Source organism: Campylobacter sp. US50a, from assembly GCF_004379015.1.
In the GTDB taxonomy this organism is placed as follows: Bacteria; Campylobacterota; Campylobacteria; order Campylobacterales; family Campylobacteraceae; genus Campylobacter_D; species Campylobacter_D jejuni.
The window spans coordinates 12,423-30,539 of sequence record NZ_RYYJ01000012.1 but is presented as its reverse complement, the minus strand read 5'-3'; the positions used below and the strand labels follow the sequence as shown (position 1 = coordinate 30,539).

The window sequence follows — 18,117 nt, the reverse complement described above, 5'->3', positions numbered from 1 at the left end:
TGAAAATTTGTATTAATTTTTTAAGAAAAATTAATACGCATAATAATATGCATAATTTTATGTATTATAAAAAATTATTATTTTTGCGATTTAAATTGTTTTAATATAAGATTTTCAAGTTCTAAAATTTTCTTTTCTAGCTTTTCTAGTTTGTCATCGCAATTTGCATCTATAGCTCTAATGTTTTTATTTTTACGCTCTTCGATAATATAAGCAGGAATTCCAACGGCAGTTAAATTTGCACCTACATCTTTAACCACTACAGCATTTGAGCCTATTTTGGCATTTTCTCCTATGGTGATATTGCCAAGTACTTTTGCACCTGAGCCTATGATCACTCCTTTTTTGATGGTTGGATGGCGTTTGATTCCTTTTTCAAGGCTTGTTCCACCTAAAGTAACGCCTTGATAAATTAAAACATCATCTTCTATGATCGCTGTTTGACCTATAACCACCCCATTGGCATGATCTATAAAAATACGTCTTCCAAGTTTTGCTCCAGGATGTAAATCTACTCCAGTTAGAAATTGCGAAATTCCACTAATCATTCTGGCAATGCGTTTAAAATTTCTTATGTAAAAAAAATGTGCAAAACGGTAATTTACCACAGCCCATACTCCAGGGTAATTAAAAAAAAGTTCTATAGAAGAATTAAAAGCTGGATCTTGTGCCTTTGGTTGAGAAAAATCTTCTTTTATAATACCCCAAAAATTCATCTAAACTCCTATACTTTTTAAATAACCATTATCATTTAAGAAGAGATAAAGTTCCCCTAAAATATGTTTTTTTTGTTTGTCATTGACAAGCTTAGAATTACTTATGCGTTCATTAAGTATATTCATGATAGCGTGTATATCATAGTCTAAATCTTCTAAGGCATCAAGTATGGATTGTGCTTCTATAATCCCCTCAACTTCATAGCCTTTTTCATTGATACTTATAATAGCTTCAGTAGGATGAGTAAAAAGATTGTGTTTCATTCCAAGTACTTCTTGATAGGCCCCTACAAGGAAAAACCCTAGAAAATAATTTTCTTTTTCTACATCTACATCGTGTAAAAATAAAGGCTTATCTTTAGAGTATGAAATTTCTCCATCACTATCGCAGGTTATATCCCAAATACTTGCACTTCGAGTCGGTTCTTCATCTAAGCGATCAAGTGGCATGATGGGGAAATTCTGTTCTAAGCCCCAAAAATCAGGTATGCTTTGAAAGAGCGAAAAATTTACCAAATACCTTTCTTGTACTTCATCTTGTATGGCAAGTAAATCCGCAGGATTTTGCTTATCTCCTAAAAGCAAGATGGCTTTTTTTGTGATCAAATGAGTTAAAATTTCAGCATTGGATCGATCTTGCAAATCGACATAGCCCAAATCAAAAAGAGTTAAAATACTCTCTAAATGATCTATGCTATCGTGCAAGTATTCTAATGCATTGGAAGGTTTTATGCTTTTATAAAGATCATAAAGTTCATCGATAAGTTTTGGATTTTGTTTTTTAAGTATGAGTTTGTTTTCTGCATATTCTTGAGAAAAAAGTTCCAATACAGGAGCGATTAAAACAGCGTGATTAGCTGCTACAAAACGTCCACTTTCTATAAAAATATCAGGTTCTAAATCTTTTTTTTGTTCAGCTATATTTTTTAGGATAAAAACTACATCGTTAGCGTATTCTCTTAGGGTGTAATTTCTACTTTTTTCATTTTTAAATTGTGAGTATTCTACAGCCAAACCACCACCAAGATTAATAGCTTTTAGATTTTTAGCCCCCATTTTTCTAAGTTCTGTATAGATATTTCCTGCTTCATTTAGGGCTTTTTTTAAAGGATGAATTTCGGTAATTTGTGAGCCTAGATGAAAGTGAATCATGGTAAATTGTTCTAAAAGTTTGTTTTCTTTGAGTAAATTTACTGCTTCTATGAGTTCAGTGGATGTAAGTCCAAATTTAGAATTAATCCCACCGCTTTTTGCCCAAATTCCAACTCCAGCAGAATGCAAACGCACACGTAAGCCTATATTTGGTTTAGGTTTAAAGCGTTCTTTGGCTATGTCTATGATAGCTTCAAGTTCATTAAGTCCTTCTATGGTTAAAGTGATATTATGCCCCATTTCAGCTGCGATAAAGCCTATATTGATAAGTTCTCTATCTTTAAAGCCATTTACTGTAATAGGTGCGCCTTCGTTATTATAAGCCATAGCGAGTAAAAGCTCTGCCTTAGAACCTGCTTCAAGTCCGTAGTTATAGTCTTTTCCAAGCTTTACAAGATTTTTTACAAAACCAGGGTATTGATTGACCTTTAAAGGATAAACAGCGTTAAATCCTCCTTTATAGCCAAATTCCTTTCTTGCTTTATTGAAATTTCCGTAAATATTTTCAATTTGTTTTTGAATAAGATGAGGAAATCTTAAAAGTAAAGGCCCCTTGTATCCATCATCTCTTAATTCTTTAACTATATCAATAATAGCAGGTTTTTTCTCATGATTGATACAAACTTTACCATTTTTGATAATAAAATTTTCATTTCCCCAAATATCAATACCATAATCCATTATAAAACCTTCTTTAAGTCTGAAATTTTAATCATTTTTTCTTCTTTTTTTGCTAAATTTTTATAAAACAAACTTTCATTTTGTGCTTCATTTTCTCCCATACAAAGAAAAATTTCAGCATTATTTTTATCCGCGTTTTCGAGATGTTTAGCTAGTTTTCTTGCCTCATAGCTTAAAAACACTTTATATTCTTTTCTTAAATTTGTAGCGATATGCAAAAGTTTTTGGATATAAATTTCATCCATAGCACAAAGATAAATTCCTTCTCTTTGAACTTTTTCTTCTTTTTGTTCTAAAATAGCTATAATTCTTTCTATGCCCATGGCAAAACCTACGCCAAAACCACTTTTTCCATCAAGGTATTCAATGAGTCTATCATATCTTCCACCCCCAGCAATAGCAGCTTTTGCACCAATTTCATCGCTAATGAATTCAAAAGCCGTTTTAGAGTAGTAATCAAGCCCTCTAACAAGCTTAGGATCCACTTCAAAATCCACTCCATTTTCTTTTAAAACGTTTTGTAAAATTTCAAAGTCTTTTTGGCAAGATGAGCATAAATTTTGATTTAAAAGCGGAACATCGTTAAGTAGGCTTTGGCAATGCTCATTTTTACAGTCTAAAACACGAATGGGATTTAAGTTTTTTCTACGCAAACAATCCTCGCAAAAACCTTCTTTGCTATCTAAAAAATGTATTAAATTTTCACGATATTTTGGCATACATTCTAAACAACCTAAAGAGTTAATCAGTAGTTTAAATTTAATATCTAAGCGTGAAAAAATTTCTACTAACATTAAAATAATACTTGCATCTTCATAAACGCTTGCGTTTCCAAAACTTTCAACGCCAAATTGATGAAATTCTCTTAAGCGTCCCTTTTGGGGTCTTTCATAGCGGAACATGGAACCATGATAAAACCATCTTTTCACACTAGTGTTTTTATCGAGTTTTTTTTCTATATAGGCACGCACCACCCCAGCAGTTCCTTCAGGACGCATACAAACATGATTTTCGCCTTTATCGATAAATTCATACATTTCTTTGCCTACTATATCAGAACTTTCTCCTACGCTTCTTTTAAAAAGGGTGCAAAGTTCTAAATGCGGTGTATTGATAAAAGTAAAGCCATAGTTTTTAGCTACTTCTTCACAGGTTTTAATCACTTTTTCATAATAATATGCATCTTTATCTAATAAATCTTTCATTCCTTTTAAAGCGTTAATCATTGTAAAAATTCCTTTATTTGTTGGTGTAATTTTTCTTTATTTTCTTTTGCGTCAAGTGTTAAAATTTCTATAGAAATTTTTTCTTTTAAAAAATGAAGCACTTTTTCGAGTTTATCTTGCACGCTTAGAAAATATTCAATGCCACGTTTTTCTATGCTATCTAGTTCTTTTTGATTGAGGCGTTCTTGAATAAGGTTTGCATCTCCTTTTAAAAAGATAATTTTTTGTGGAAAAAAATTTTCTAAAGCAAAACTATTTAAAGCAAAAAGCAAATCGTTTTCAAAATCTTTGGCATAAGCCATGCCTGAAATAAAACTTCTATCGCTAATAATGAGTTTGTTTTGATTGGTTTTTAAGATTTCTTCAAAATGTTGAGCACGATCAGCTAAAAAAAGCAAGAGTTCAGCTCTTTTGCTAATAGGATGAGTTTTATTAAGTAAAATTTTTCTTAAATGTTTTCCAAGTTCTGTTCCGCCAGGTTCGAGTGTGAAAATGGCGTCTTTGTAAATTTCTTTTAAAAGTGAAATTTGCGTACTTTTTCCTACGCAGTCAATACCTTCAAAAACTACATACAAGATTGATCCTTTAAAAAAGGTAGAATTTCTTTTGGAACAAGAGAACTTACATCGCCCCCATGTGCTACTATAGAGCGAACAATAGAACTTGAAATAAAAGCATGTTTTAGACTCGGCATAAGATAAATGGTTTCCATATCTTCCCAAAGTGCGTGATTTGCATAGCCAATTTGCAATTCGTATTCAAAATCACTCACTGCTCTAAGTCCACGGATTATAGTATTAACTTTTAATTCTTTGGCTAAATCTACAAGTAAATTATCAAAAGCAATGATTTTAACATTTTTTAAATTTTGTGTTGCAAGCAGGGCTAGTTCTTTGCGTTTTTCTAAATCATAGCAAGGTTTTTTATGTTCACTTTTTGCTATGGCAACGATGACTTCATCAAAAATTTTTAAAGCCCGTTTTATAACATCTAAATGCCCGTTGGTAATAGGATCAAAAGTCCCAGGATATAAACAAGTCATTTTTGCTCCAATTTTTTTTAAAAATATAACAAATTTAAACTAAAAATTTTGCCATTTTTCATATAAATTGTGTTTTATTTCTAAAAGATCTAGCCATTTACCTACGATAAAATTTTCCATTTGTTCTAGATTGTTTGCTTTAGAATAACTTGCGATAATAGGAGGTGCGATAATAACTCCCATTTGGCTAAGTTTTAACATATGTTCTAAATTTAAAGTAGAAAAAGGCATTTCACGTACGCCTAAGATGAGTTTTTTTCTTTCTTTTAAGGCCACTGCTGCAGCACGCATTAAAAGAGTGTCTGCAAAACCAGCGTGAATTTTTGCTAAACTTGAAATCGAACAAGGAGCAATGATAGTTTTTTCTATTCCAAAAGATCCACTTGCTACACTTAGACTTAAATTTTTATCATCTAAAAAATGAGTGTATTTAAAATTTTCTTGACAAATTTCTTCTAAATTTGCTTCATTTTCAGCTTTGAAACTAAGTTTTGCACCTTGAGTTAAAATACAATAAAGTTCGCATTGATTTTCTAAATTTTTTAATAATTTTAAGCCTAAATTGACACTGCTTGAACCAGAAATTCCTAATAAAACCTTCATTGTATAATCATCCTATTTTTACCCACTACGATGCCTTGCATAACTTTACCTTCTTTGTTTTTTGCACGAATCCTTTCGCCCATATTTGCACTTTGCAAAGCCACAAGTTCGATTAAAACATCAACATTTGCTTCACTTAAAACTCCGATTATAGGATCATTTCGGCGTATTAAAGCTGTGGTTTTAAACATATTTGCTCTTAAAATGGCGTTTTTGTTAATATTGCTTTTAGCTACAAGATTATCTACATCATCTAAGGTTAAGGCATTTAAAGGAACTTTATCAAAATCAATCAATACGCTTTTATAGTCAAAAGCTCCAAGTTTATCTCCTCTTTTTATAGCGCGTTCGCTTTTTAAAACTTCTAAATTTGCTTGAATGAAATATCTAAAAAATACATTTTTTTGTATATTTTGCGGAGTTTTAAATTCAGCCCTTAAAAAGCCTTGCGCTTGATTAAAACGCCCATTAGCGATTCTTAGAAATTCATATTGATCAAAATCTTTAGGCAATGATGTTATTTTTAAATCAATTTGAGAAATTATAATTTTAGGAAAATTATTTCTAAATTCTTTAGCTAGTGCTGTTTTGATTTCTTCTAAACTAGCTGCTTGGATATAATTTATCACAATAAAAAAAGTTAAAAAAATAATTTTCATTTTTATCCTAAGAATTATAATGCAATAAATAGTATTTTAGCTTTTATAAGTTTAACAAAGCCTTTAGAAGGCTTTGTATAGAGTTAAAAAGTAGGGATAACAGAGCCTTTGTATTTTTCTATGATAAAATTTTTAATTTTATCGCTTGTTAAAATTTCTTTAATAACAAGACTTTTTTGACTTGTTTCTTCACCTTTTCTTGTAGCTAAAACAATAGCATATAAACTATCTTTATCTTCTATAAAAATACCATCTTTTAAAGGGTTTAAACCTGCTCCAAGAGCATAGTTTGTGGTAATAACAGCCAAATCAGTATCATTTAGGGCTCTTGGAAGTTGCGCGGCTTTAAGCTCTATAAATTTAAGTTTTTTTGGATTTTTACTTATGTCAATAGGGGTTTTAAGGGTGTTTTGACTTTTAAATTCTATTAAATTTGCTTTAGCTAGTAAATCAAGGGCTCTGCTTTCATTGGTAGCATCATTAGGTATAGCGATTTTAGCACCATTAGGAATGTCTTTTATATCTTTTATGGAGTTAGAATATATAGCCATAGGAACTAAAACAATAGCACCTAAAGAACTTAAATTTGTTCCTTTGTGGGTATTAAAATCATCTAAAAAAGGTTTATGCTGATATAAATTTGCATCTAAATCTTTCTCATTTAAAGCGATATTAGGTATATTATAGTCATTAAATTCCTTAACTATTAACTTCCAACCTTTTTCTTGAAATAAGGGTTTGGAGAAATTTAAAATTTCAGCATAAGGCGTTGGTGTTGCACCTATGATTATGGTTTTATCTGCTCCAAAACTAAGGCTAATTGTAAATAAAACACTTAAAAATATTTTTTTAATATTCATGCTATACTCCTAAAAAGCTGGGATTAATATATCTTTATAATGTTCATTAATGATGGCTTTAAATTTATCGCTTCTTAAAATTTCATCAATTACTTTGGTTTTTTCGCTATTTTTATCTTCTGAGCGTACCACAACATAATTTACATAAGGGCTATTTTTATCTTCCCTAAAAATAGTATCTTTACTTGGATTCAGACCGGCTCCAAGTGCGAAATTAGAATTAATTATAGCAATATCAACATCATCTAAAGCTCTTGGAAGTTGTGCGGCTTTAAGTTCTATAAATTTAAGTTTTTTTGGATTTTTGTTTATGTCCAATGGGGTTTTTAGAGTATTTTTGTTAAGCTCTATTAATTTTGCTTTCTCTAAAAGCTCTAAAGCTCTGCTTTCATTGGTGGCATCATTAGGTATAGCAACTCTAGCGCCTTCTTTAAGATTTTCTAAATTTTTGATTTTTTTACTATAAACTCCTACTGGAGCTATAAGTACAGGCGTTGTTGCAATTAAATTTGAACCTTTTTTTAGGTTGTATTCTTCTAAAAAAGGTTTGTGTTGATATAAATTTGCATCAAGTTCTTTTTCCTCTAATGCACGATTGGGCAAAATATAGTCTGAAAATTCTACTATTTTAAGCTCATACCCTTTGTTTTTAAAATCATCTTTCATTAGTTCTAGTAAGCTACCAAAAGGATTTGGAGTGGCTCCTATAGTAATGTTTTGTGCAAACAGGCTAGATAAATTTAGAATGCAAGCGAGTATAATAATTTTAAATAAATTCATAAAAACTCCTTTGTATTTAAAAAAAAGTCCCTAGGTAAGGGACAAAATTAAAAAGCAGGTAAAACAGATCCGTTGTATTTTTCTATGATAAATTGTTTGATTTTATCACTTTGTAGAGCTTGGATTAAGGCTTTGATTTTTGGATCGTTTTCATGTCCTACTCTTACAACAAGAATGTTTGCATACGGGCTTTCTTTATCTTCGATAAATACGCTATCTTTTGCAGGATTTAGATTTGCAGAGAGAGCGTAGTTGGAATTAATTACAGCAAAATCAACATCATCTAAAGCTCTTGGAAGTTGTGCGGGCTTTAATTCTACAAATTTAATTTTTTTAGGATTGTCTATAATATCAAGAGGTGTTTTTAAAGCCTTATCTTTAAATTTTACCAAACCTTTTTTTGCAATAATATCTAAAGCTCTACTTTCATTGGTTGGATCATTTGGAATGGCGATTTTAACCCCTTCTTTAATATCATCTAGACTTTTATATTTCTTGGAGTAAACAGCCATAGGTTCTATGTGTATGGCAGCTACTTTGATAAGTTTGGTGCCTTTGTTTTTATTAAATTCTTCCAAATAAGGAGTATGTTGGAAAAAATTTGCATCGGCTTCTCCATTATCAACAGCTAGATTAGGTAAAACATAATCCGTAAATTCTTTGATTTCAAGTTTATAGCCTTGTTTTTCTAAATCAGGTTTTACTTGCTCTAGGATTTCAGCATGAGGGACGGGAGTTGCTGCAACTGTGATGGTTTCTAATGCATTTGCATTAAGACTTAATGTTAAAATACTTGCTATAAATAAAGATTTGATTTTCATTTTTTTCCTTTTTAGTCATTTTGTGCTTGCTTTAATCTTAATAAATTCACTCTGACTATCAGGAAGAAGCATATAAAAACTTGTTGATAGTCAGATTAGCGCATCTGATACATCATTTTAATTCCTTTAATTTTTTGTTTAAATTTTACTTAAAAAAACTTATATTTATCTTAAAAGGAGATATAATCTCCTTATTTTTTGAAACCTTTATAAAGCAAACTTCCCAAAAATAAGATAAAAACAATTACTTGCCAAAAGAAATTTTCATCATTGTTTATATTGATAACTATGCTAATTCCAAGTAAAATCAATAGAGTGGCAATGATATATGTAGTTTTACTATTTTTAGCCCAAGTATAAAATAAATTACCTAGAATTTGAACTAACTGAACTAATATAAGTAAAATAACTACAGTTTGAATCATAACTTCTTTGTTAAATCTTTCATAACCATAGCGAATAGCGACATCTCCCAAACCTCCACCACCGACAGTTCCAGCAAGAGCAGAAAAACCAATGGTAAAGATCAAAGTTAGGGTAATTCCGCTAATTATAGCAGGAAGAGCTTCACTAAAGATAACCTTGAATATAATTTGAATATTGCTAGCACCATAACTTTTTGCTGCTTCTATGATTCCTTTGTCTATTTCTTTAAAAGCGCTTTCAAGCATCTTTGCCAAATAAGGAGCTATTCCGATAGCTAAAGGAACTATGGCAGCATTTGTGCCTATGCTTGTGCCTACTATGATTTTAGAAAGCGGTAAAAGAACAACTATAAGAATTAAAAATGGAAAGGCACGCAGTATATTTGTAATAAAATCTAAAATACTATAAGCGATTTTATTTTCTTTAATTCCGTTTTTATCCCAAATAGCAAGTAAAATTCCAGGAATGATAGCCAGTAAAAATCCGAATAGTACAGCCATTAAACTCATATAAATTGTTTCATTAAGCGCAGGTTTTAAAATGTTTTCATAATTTTCACTGAAACTTGTAATAGAACTTAAACTCACTTCTTTAATATCCTGCCAAGAAAATTCATTAAAAAATTGAGAAATTCTACTAAAAAAAGCACTGATGATAGAGATGTTTTCTTCATTCATGATGCCACCTCCCATAATACTCCACTTTTTTCTATGTAATCAAGAACCTTGTCTTTATCCTTTTCATTTATATTTATAACTAAATTTCCTAAGGCTTTTCCATTCAGTTTTTCTATTTTGCCCCAAACTATGTTAAAGTCTATATTTAGAGTTCTTGCCATATGAGTGATGACGCTATTTTGGGCAACTTCTTTTGGAAAGTAAAGTTTGATATTAAGTCCGTGTTCAGGTAAGAAATCACTTTCTCCTAAAAATTCTTTCATTTTGTCATTAGGTCTTAAAAAAAGCTCATCAATTGCTCCGCTTCCTATGATTTGTCCATGTTCAAGCAATAAAGCTTTTTGAGCTATGTCTTTTACCACATCCATTTCATGAGTTACTAAAACAACAGTAATCCCAAATTCAGTATTGATTTTAGATATAAGCTCTAAAATATTTTTTGTAGTGTTTGGATCAAGAGCCGAAGTAGCTTCATCGCTAAGTAAAATTTTTGGGTTTAAAGCTAAGGCTCTAGCAATAGCAACGCGTTGTTTTTGCCCCCCACTTAGTTCTCTTGGGTAGGATTTGTTTTTATGATCAAGTCCTACGATTTCAAGCAAAGAATTGACTTTTTGGGCAATTTCTTTTTCGCTCATGTATTCTTTATTAAAAAGCTTGGCATGAAATTTACACTGAGTATAGTGTGTTCTTAAAGGCATAGCAACATTTTCAAATACATTTTTGCGCTCCATTAGGGCAAAATTTTGAAAAATCATCCCTATATCTTTTCTAAGCACTCTCAGCTCTTTTGATTTTTTTTGACTTAAATCTTTAATTTCTTGATCAAAGACTTTTAAGCTTCCTTCTTGATAATTCTCAAGTCCATTAATACATCTTAAAAGAGTGGATTTTCCAGCTCCACTATGACCTACTATGGCGTAAATTTCACCCTTTTTAATCTCCAAAGAAACATCGTTTATCACGAGTTCTTTGCCATAATATTTTTTTAAATTTTTTATTTTTATCAAATTTTCAACCTCTTAGATTTTGAAGTTCAACTGATATTTTTTCAAGTTGAATTTTTAAATTTTCTAGAGCTTCTTTATTTTGCTCAACCACCTCTTTAGGTGCGTTAGCGATGAATTTTTCATTTGAAAGCATGGAGTTAAGCTTGAAGCTTTCTTTTTCAAGCCTATTTTTTTGATTTTCAAGTCTTGTTAAAATACCACTTAAATCAACATTTTCAAGCGTAATGAAAATTTCTAAATTCTCGCTAACATCACATATTGCCTTTGGTAATTTTTCTTCACTAAATTCTATTTGCTCGCACTTTGCGAGCATCATGATAAAATTCATATAAGCTTTGATTTCATTTTTGATTTTTCTATCGTTAAATTTGATATAAGCTTTTTCTATTTTAGAATTTCCAAGATCGATTAAACTTTTAGCACGGCGGATACCAACTATGCTTTCTATAAGTAAAGAAAAGATTTTTTCTATATTTTTATCTTGTTCTTTAAATTTTGGATATTTGCTTATCATAATAGAAGGGCTTGTTTTAAGTTCTGTATCGCTTAGTTTATGATATAAATATTCACTGATAAAAGGCATAAAAGGATTTAAGAGCTTTAAAGCTTCTTTGAAAATACTACCAAGTTCTTTAACACTCGATTTTTCTGCTTTGCTAAGCTCTATACCCCAATCGCAAAAATCATCCCAAAAGAATTTATATAGAGTATTGGCTGCATCATTAAAGCGATAATTGTCTAAATTTTCTCTTACATCTTTAACACAAGTTTGAAATTTGGCATAGATATATTTTGCTAATTCTGAATGAAGTGTGATATTTTCCAAATCTTCAAATTTACTTTCATTTAAAAGCAGATAATTTGTAGCATTATAAATTTTATTTGTAAAATTTCTAACTTGTAAAAGTTTATCATTACTAAGTTTAATATCGCGTCCTTGTATAGCAAGAAGCGCTAAAGTAAAGCGTAAAATATCAGCACTATATTCTTTAATGCTTTCATTTGGGTCGATAACATTTCCAAGGCTTTTGCTCATTTTTCTACCTTGCTCGTCTTTCACAAGAGCGTGTAAATAAATATCTTTAAAAGGAAGTTTATGTAAGGCATTAGTGCTTTGAAACATCATTCTAGCTACCCAGAAAAATAAAATATCAAAACCTGTAATGAGTAAAGAATTGGGATAAAAATCTTTTAAATCCTTTTCAGACCAAATTTTATCTTTACCCCAGTTTTCATTTCCCCAGCCTAGAGTACTCATAGCCCAAAGCCCCGAAGAAAACCAAGTATCAAGCACATCTTCATCTTGTTTGAAATTTTGACTTTGGCATTTCGGACAAGTTTTAGGCGTATGTTGGCTTGCCCATTCATGAGAGCATTCGCAATAATACACAGGAATTTGATGTCCCCACCAAAGTTGTCTTGAAATACACCAATCTCTTAAATCTTTCATCCAGGCATTAAAGCTATTTATCCAGTGATTTGGGTAAAATTTACTTTCTCCAAGCGCAACTTTTTCTATACTTTCTTGGGCGATTTCTTTTTTTACAAACCATTGTTTGGAGATATAAGGTTCAACTATATTGTTACAACGATAACAATATCCTATTTGATTGTTATGCTCTTCTATTTTTTCTATAAAACCAAGACTTTCAAGTTTAGCTACGATTCTTTCTCTTGCTTCTAAGCGTTCTAAACCTTGAAACTCTAAACAATGCTCGTTTAAAATTCCTTTTTCATCAAAAACACTTATAAAATCTAAATTATGTCTAAGTCCTACTTCATAATCATTCATGTCATGAGCGGGAGTAACTTTTACAACTCCTGTTCCAAATTCTTTTTCTACATGTTCATCAGCTATAATTTTAATGGCTTTTTTGCTTATAGGCAAAATCACTTCTTTGCCCACAAATTTAGTATAGCGTTCATCATCAGGATGCACCATAACTGCAGTATCGCCAAAAAAAGTTTCAGGACGCGTTGTGGCTACTACTAAAAATTCATCGCTATCTTTTAAAAAGTATTTAATATGATAAAGTTTTCCTTTATTTTCTTTGTATTCAACTTCTATATCACTTAAAGCGCCATCGTGAGTACACCAATTGATCATATAGTTTCCACGTACAATAAGTCTTTTATCATAAAGTTCTACAAAGGCTTTTTTTACGGCATTAACCAAACCTTCATCCATAGTAAAACGCAAGCGACTCCATGCAGGAGTGATGCCTAGTGTTCTCATTTGGTCTAAAATTTTTCCACCGCTTTGCTCTTTCCACTCCCAGACTTTTTCTATAAATTTTTCTCTACCTAGTTCTTCTTTTTTAATGCCTTGAGCAAGGAGTTGTTTTTCTACAACATTTTGAGTAGCAATACCTGCGTGATCAAGCCCTGGTTGATAAAGAACCTTATAGCCATCCATTCTTTTGTAACGCGTCATAATGTCTTGTAGAGTAAAGGTTAAAGCATGTCCTATGTGTAAAACTCCAGTGACATTAGGAGGAGGCATCATAATGCAGAAATTTTTATCTTTTTCTTGTATGGTTTTATTGCCATCGATCTCAAAATATCCGCGTTCTTCGCAAATTTGATAATACTCTTTTTCTAAATTTTTATCATACATTATTTGCCTTTATTGTTTTAGCTTATTTAATAGAGCTAATTTCTATAATTTCACAAAACGGGAAGAAATATTGTGCTGTATTAAGTCCAGTTTTCAAACTTTTGATATGTTTAGAAAAATCACTTCCTTTGCCATCTTTTTTAATTTGAAGTTTAAGTCTTTCTAAAATTTCTTCACGTGCTACATGTTCATTTAATTCTTTTGGATTGTTTAAATATGGGCTTAATCTATCTAAGCTAATATATTTATAAGCTTTTTTCATATCTGAAAAGATAATTTCTTTGTTATAGATAGTTAATTTCATTTCCCCTTTTGGTAGCATTTTAACAAAAATACTTAGATAATAATCTTTTGCATTATCTTGTATAACGCTTAGCATATCTTTTAACAGATTGATTCTATATTGGCTTAAAAATTTTCCATCTAAAATATAAACTTTCATATTTTCTGTACTAAGTTCAGGTTCTAAACGACTGTTTTTTCCTATGCTTAGATACTCTCTAGCGGTATTTAGATATTTATTTTTGTTTGACTTGTTTGATTGAAGTTCTTTTTTTACGGCTCTCTCTCTTTCTAAGATCTTTTGTTGTTTGCTGATTTCTTTTTTAAGAGCTTCTATTTTGGCTTGTTTATTTTCTTGTTTTAATTTTTCTTTATCTGTATCTAAAATTTGTTTATTTTCATTTGTATTGATATTATTGCTTATGTTGGTGTCATTATTTAAGCTTTGATTGTTTTCACTTATTGGTGTATTAAATGTATTGTTACTTAAGCTTTGATTTTCATCTAATGGGTTTGTTTCTTGCTTTTGGATGGTATTGTTATTAATATTTATATCTGATGAACTATTGTTGGTTTGGATCGAGGGCGAATAGGAATTATCGTAGTTATTGGTATACGATTTTTGCTCGGTGTAAGTGTTGGTGTTTAAGGTGTAATTCTTTGGTTTTGAATATTCGAAAAGATAATAATAGGTTCCACCTAATATCACAATAACAGCAATTAATATGCCAACAATAATAGAAAAAATTTTCAAATTCATTTGCTATCCCTTAAAAACAGAAAGTTAAATAATTTTAGCATTGTACTATAATCTAATATAAAGTAATTTTAAATTTTTATATTTTTAAGTAATTTTTTTTTATAATTTTAACTTTTATAAGGAAAATAATGCCACTTTCAAAATTAAATAATGAACAATATCTTGCTGCTACTGCTGATTTTGGACACAATCTTGTTATTGCAAGTGCAGGGACGGGAAAAACTTCTACTATTGTTGCAAGAATTTCTTATCTTTTAAGCAAGGGAGTGACACCTCAAAAAATTATGCTTTTGACTTTCACAAATAAAGCCAGTAAAGAAATGATAGGGCGTTTAGGGAAATTTTTTGATAAAAATATTACCAGTAAAATACTTGCAGGAACTTTTCATAGTACGGCTTATACCTTACTTAGAAATGCGGATAAAAATATAATTTTAAAGCAAGCAAGCGAGTTAAAAACTCTACTTAAAAGTGTCTATGAAAAAAGAACTTTTAGGCATTTAAGTGATATAAAACCTTATCAATCAAGTTATTTATATGATCTTTATTCTTTGTTTCAAAACAAAGCACACAATCAAGATTTTTATACTTGGTTTTGCCAAAACTACGAAGATCAAAGTATTTATGCTGAAATTTATGAAGATATTTTAAAAGAATATGATAATGAAAAAAAGCGTTTTAATTATGTAGATTTTAATGACTTACTTATCAATCTAAAAGAGCTTTTAAAAGAAGAAAAATATGAATTTGATGAAATTTTAGTAGATGAATATCAAGACACAAACACTTTGCAAAGTTCCTTAATAGAGGCTTTTCATAGTAAAAGTTTGTTTTGCGTAGGGGATTATGATCAAAGTATTTATGCTTTTAATGGAGCGGATATTAATATCATAGGTGGGTTTAAAGATCGTTTTAAAGATGCAAAAATTTTTTCTTTAAATAAAAACTACCGTTCATCAAGAAGTATTTTAGCTTTGGCTAATAAAGTGATTTTAAATAACGAAAGATTATATCCAAAAGAACTTATTGTTACAAGAAATGATGAGTTTAAAGCCCCATCTTTGCTTACTTTTGAAGAATTATTTGATCAGTATCAAAATATAGCCAAAATGATACTTACAAGCGGAGTAAGTTTGGAAGAAATTGCCGTGATTTTTCGCAACAACTCAAGTGCTGATGGGGTTGAAGTAGCATTAAGGGAGCAGGGCATTGCAAGTGTGAGAAAGGGAAGTGGAAGTTTTTTTGAAAGTTTGGAAGTTAAAGCTTTTAGCTCCATGCTTGCGCTTGTGGTAAATCCTAAAGATATCATGGCTTTTATTCATTTGGTTCAATATACCAAAGGTGTGGGTGGAGTTTTAGCAAAAGAAATTTTTGACGCACTTTTAAAATTAGGGCATGGAAATTTAATAAAAGGTTTTTTAGATCCTGATAAAAATGTAAATTTGCAAAATCATCAAAAAAGAAATTATCAACTTGGGCTTTTTGCAGATTTGGAAGAATTAGCCAGCGAAACTCGTTTTAAATTTGAGAGTGAATTTGATGCACATCCTATTTTAAGACTTTCAAAAATCAATGATTTGTGCGCTAGAAATTTGGAAAAAATCTATCTTTTTTTAAAAAAAGCTATGGAAATAAAACATTCTTTGACTTTAGTCAATTTAATTTGTGAAAATTCTTTTTATAGAGAAATTTGCGAAGAACTTGCAACCAAAAGAGCGACAAATAAAGCAGGGCAGGTGGATTTATTAAGAAAGAGTGAAAATTTAGAAAAAATAGAAACAAAATTCAATGTTTTAAAAGAGCTTACAAAAAATTATAGCGATATTTACAAGTATTATAATTTTCTAACTTTAGGTGCAAGCGAAATGAGTAGTGGCAAAGGAGTTAATTTGCTTAGCGTGCATGCAAGTAAGGGCTTGGAATTTGATCTTGTTTTTGTGATTGATCTTGCGCAAGGTCGCTTTCCTAATCAAAAGCTTATGGGAATGGGTGGAAGCTTAGAAGAAGAAAGAAGACTTTTTTATGTTGCGGTAACTAGGGCAAAAAATATACTTTATTTAAGCTATGCTAAATATGATAAAAACAAAAAAACTTCTTTTACTCCTTCTCGTTTTCTTATAGAAGCAGGGCTTTGCAAGGGAGAGTTAACTATAGATTGATAGATTTTTCTTTCAAGTAAGTTATATTATAAAGAAAGATTTATTTTATGAAAAAAATATTAATTTTAAGTTTAGTAGCAGCAAGTTTTTTAAATGCTGAAATTTTAGTTTATGGTCCAGGTGGTCCTGCTTCTGTGCTAAAAGAGCTTGCTTTAAAATTTGAGGAAAAAACAAAAGAAAAGGTGATTGTAACCGCAGGTCCAACTCCAGCTTGGATAGATAAAGCAAAAGAAAATGCAGATTTGATTTTTTCAGGCAATACTTCAATGATGGATGATTTTGCTAAAAAAATTCCAAGTTTAAGTTTGGAAAATTTAAGCGTTTTAAATGTGCGTTCATCAGGTATTATCGTGCGTCCAAATAATCCAAAAAATATTAAAAATTTTGAAGACATTTTAAAAGATGGCGTAAATGTTATGGTGGTTGATGGTGCAGGACAAGTTGGACTTTATGAAGATATGGCTTTAAAAAGTGCAAAAAGAGAAAATTTGGTAAAATTACGTAAAAATATAAAAATTTATGCTAAAAATTCCAAAGTTGCTGTAGATGAGTGGAATAACAATCCAAATATTGATGCTTTAATCATTTGGTCTCATTGGGCAAAGGCTTTAGGCGATGATAAAGCTTTATTTATCAAAGATAAAAATGCAGTGATTTATCGTGCAGCTGAAATAGCTCCTACAAAAAAAGGTTTAGAAAATAAAAAAGCTTTAGAATTTGTAGATTTTATTAAGAGTAAGGAAGCTCAAAAAGTGTGGAAAAAATATACTTGGAAAGAAGTAAAATAATTTTCAGTGAAATTAAAAATAATTAATGTTTATAGGATATAATCACTCCTAAAACATTAATTGTAATAATGTTTAAAATATCAAAAAAGGAAATTAAATGAGTACAGTAAATTTTAAAGGAAATCCTGTAAAACTTAAAGGAAATTCAGTAGAAGTTGGAGCAGATGCTCCTAAGGTAAATCTTAAAGCTAAAGATTTAAGCGTGATTGAAATCGGTGCAGCGGGTAAAACTCAAATCATTTTAAGTGTTCCAAGCTTAGATACACCAGTTTGTGCTACAGAGGCTAGAGAATTTAATAAAAAAGTAGCCAGTTACAATGGTGCTGAAGTGATTGTAGTAAGTATGGATTTACCTTTTGCTATGGGAAGATTTTGCAGTACAGAAGGTATTGAAAATTTAAGTGTTGCAAGTGATTTTGTGGCAAAAGAATTTGGTGAAAAATATGGTGTTTTGATAAATGAAGGTGCTTTAGAAGGGCTTTTAGCTCGTGCCGTATTTGTGATTAAAGAGGGTAAAGTGGCATATAAAGAACTTGTAAATGAAATCACAGAAATGCCAGATATTGCAAAACTTGATGCATTTTTTGGTGGTTCTAACTGCTGCGGTGGTTGTGGTTGCCATTAATTTTGATTAAGCCCATTCTTAGGGCTTAATTTTTACATCTTCATTTTTTTATTATTTTAAGTTGATTATATTTTAATTGTTAAGTTGATTATTTTTAATATTTATTTTGTGTAAGAATAATAAAAAAGGACAATAAAACTCCTATAAAATAGAGCTTTAAAATTATTATTTTTATTAAAATTTCAAGAGATTTTTATACTCCATTTTTTATAATAAGATGATTTTTTTATTTTGGA

17 protein-coding genes are annotated in these 18,117 nt (G+C 30.3%); 3 read left to right on the top strand and 14 right to left on the bottom strand.

Going from position 1 to position 18,117, the window contains the following annotated elements; translation table 11 throughout:
• Window positions 1-77 precede the first annotated feature (77 nt).
• From cysE to ELQ11_RS08025, 14 genes are all read right to left on the bottom strand, one after another.
• On the bottom strand, window positions 78-716 hold the full coding sequence (gene cysE, locus ELQ11_RS08090) for a serine O-acetyltransferase (RefSeq protein WP_002871442.1): 639 nt from the start codon (window positions 714-716) through the stop codon (window positions 78-80).
• Entirely contained in the window at window positions 717-2,552 is a 1,836-nt protein-coding gene (speA, locus tag ELQ11_RS08085) for a biosynthetic arginine decarboxylase (RefSeq protein ID WP_074487182.1), read from the bottom strand.
• Entirely contained in the window at window positions 2,549-3,775 is a 1,227-nt protein-coding gene (gene hisS, locus ELQ11_RS08080; RefSeq protein ID WP_002871444.1) for a histidine--tRNA ligase, read from the bottom strand. Before hisS ends, speA begins: the two co-directional genes overlap by 4 nt.
• On the bottom strand, window positions 3,772-4,350 hold the full coding sequence (tmk, locus tag ELQ11_RS08075) for a dTMP kinase (protein WP_044779439.1): 579 nt from the start codon (window positions 4,348-4,350) through the stop codon (window positions 3,772-3,774). Before tmk ends, hisS begins: the two co-directional genes overlap by 4 nt.
• Window positions 4,341-4,817, bottom strand: coding sequence for a pantetheine-phosphate adenylyltransferase (gene coaD / locus ELQ11_RS08070; RefSeq protein ID WP_002852633.1), 477 nt, complete (start codon window positions 4,815-4,817; stop codon window positions 4,341-4,343). The genes tmk and coaD overlap by 10 nt, the downstream gene beginning before the upstream one ends.
• 39 nt (window positions 4,818-4,856) lie before the next feature.
• Window positions 4,857-5,420, bottom strand: coding sequence for a UbiX family flavin prenyltransferase (locus ELQ11_RS08065; protein ID WP_002871446.1), 564 nt, complete (start codon window positions 5,418-5,420; stop codon window positions 4,857-4,859).
• On the bottom strand, window positions 5,417-6,079 hold the full coding sequence (gene flgA, locus ELQ11_RS08060) for a flagellar basal body P-ring formation chaperone FlgA (RefSeq protein WP_002852578.1): 663 nt from the start codon (window positions 6,077-6,079) through the stop codon (window positions 5,417-5,419). Before flgA ends, ELQ11_RS08065 begins: the two co-directional genes overlap by 4 nt.
• Window positions 6,080-6,162: 83 nt before the next feature.
• On the bottom strand, window positions 6,163-6,939 hold the full coding sequence (locus tag ELQ11_RS08055) for a MetQ/NlpA family ABC transporter substrate-binding protein (protein ID WP_052950160.1): 777 nt from the start codon (window positions 6,937-6,939) through the stop codon (window positions 6,163-6,165).
• A gap of 9 nt (window positions 6,940-6,948) precedes the next feature.
• The gene (locus tag ELQ11_RS08050) at window positions 6,949-7,719 is read right to left on the bottom strand and encodes a MetQ/NlpA family ABC transporter substrate-binding protein (RefSeq protein WP_002857015.1); all 771 of its coding nucleotides are present in this window, start codon (window positions 7,717-7,719) and stop codon (window positions 6,949-6,951) included.
• Between the two features lie 47 nt (window positions 7,720-7,766).
• On the bottom strand, window positions 7,767-8,540 hold the full coding sequence (locus ELQ11_RS08045) for a MetQ/NlpA family ABC transporter substrate-binding protein (RefSeq protein WP_002872575.1): 774 nt from the start codon (window positions 8,538-8,540) through the stop codon (window positions 7,767-7,769).
• Window positions 8,541-8,731: 191 nt separating this feature from the next.
• Window positions 8,732-9,643 (bottom strand): methionine ABC transporter permease, encoded by a 912-nt coding sequence (locus ELQ11_RS08040; RefSeq protein WP_052834600.1) that lies wholly within the window; start codon window positions 9,641-9,643, stop codon window positions 8,732-8,734.
• Window positions 9,640-10,650, bottom strand: a complete 1,011-nt coding sequence (locus ELQ11_RS08035; RefSeq protein ID WP_002872109.1) for a methionine ABC transporter ATP-binding protein — start codon at window positions 10,648-10,650, stop codon at window positions 9,640-9,642. The genes ELQ11_RS08040 and ELQ11_RS08035 overlap by 4 nt, the downstream gene beginning before the upstream one ends.
• A 4-nt stretch (window positions 10,651-10,654) precedes the next feature.
• A complete protein-coding gene (locus ELQ11_RS08030) occupies window positions 10,655-13,267 on the bottom strand; it encodes a valine--tRNA ligase (RefSeq protein WP_126222643.1) in 2,613 nt (870 codons plus the stop codon).
• 22 nt (window positions 13,268-13,289) lie between these two features.
• Window positions 13,290-14,309, bottom strand: coding sequence for a hypothetical protein (locus ELQ11_RS08025; RefSeq protein ID WP_052859186.1), 1,020 nt, complete (start codon window positions 14,307-14,309; stop codon window positions 13,290-13,292).
• Between the two features lie 128 nt (window positions 14,310-14,437).
• Here ELQ11_RS08025 and ELQ11_RS08020 point away from each other — a divergent pair, with 128 nt between their 5' ends.
• From ELQ11_RS08020 to tpx, 3 genes are all read left to right on the top strand, one after another.
• Entirely contained in the window at window positions 14,438-16,468 is a 2,031-nt protein-coding gene (locus tag ELQ11_RS08020; RefSeq protein WP_070243381.1) for an ATP-dependent helicase, read from the top strand.
• A 47-nt stretch (window positions 16,469-16,515) separates the two neighbouring features.
• Window positions 16,516-17,256 (top strand): AcfC family adhesin PEB2, encoded by a 741-nt coding sequence (gene peb2 / locus ELQ11_RS08015; RefSeq protein ID WP_134225238.1) that lies wholly within the window; start codon window positions 16,516-16,518, stop codon window positions 17,254-17,256.
• A gap of 97 nt (window positions 17,257-17,353) precedes the next feature.
• A complete protein-coding gene (tpx, locus tag ELQ11_RS08010; RefSeq protein WP_052950164.1) occupies window positions 17,354-17,881 on the top strand; it encodes a thiol peroxidase in 528 nt (175 codons plus the stop codon).
• The last annotated feature ends 236 nt before the right edge of the window (window positions 17,882-18,117 follow it).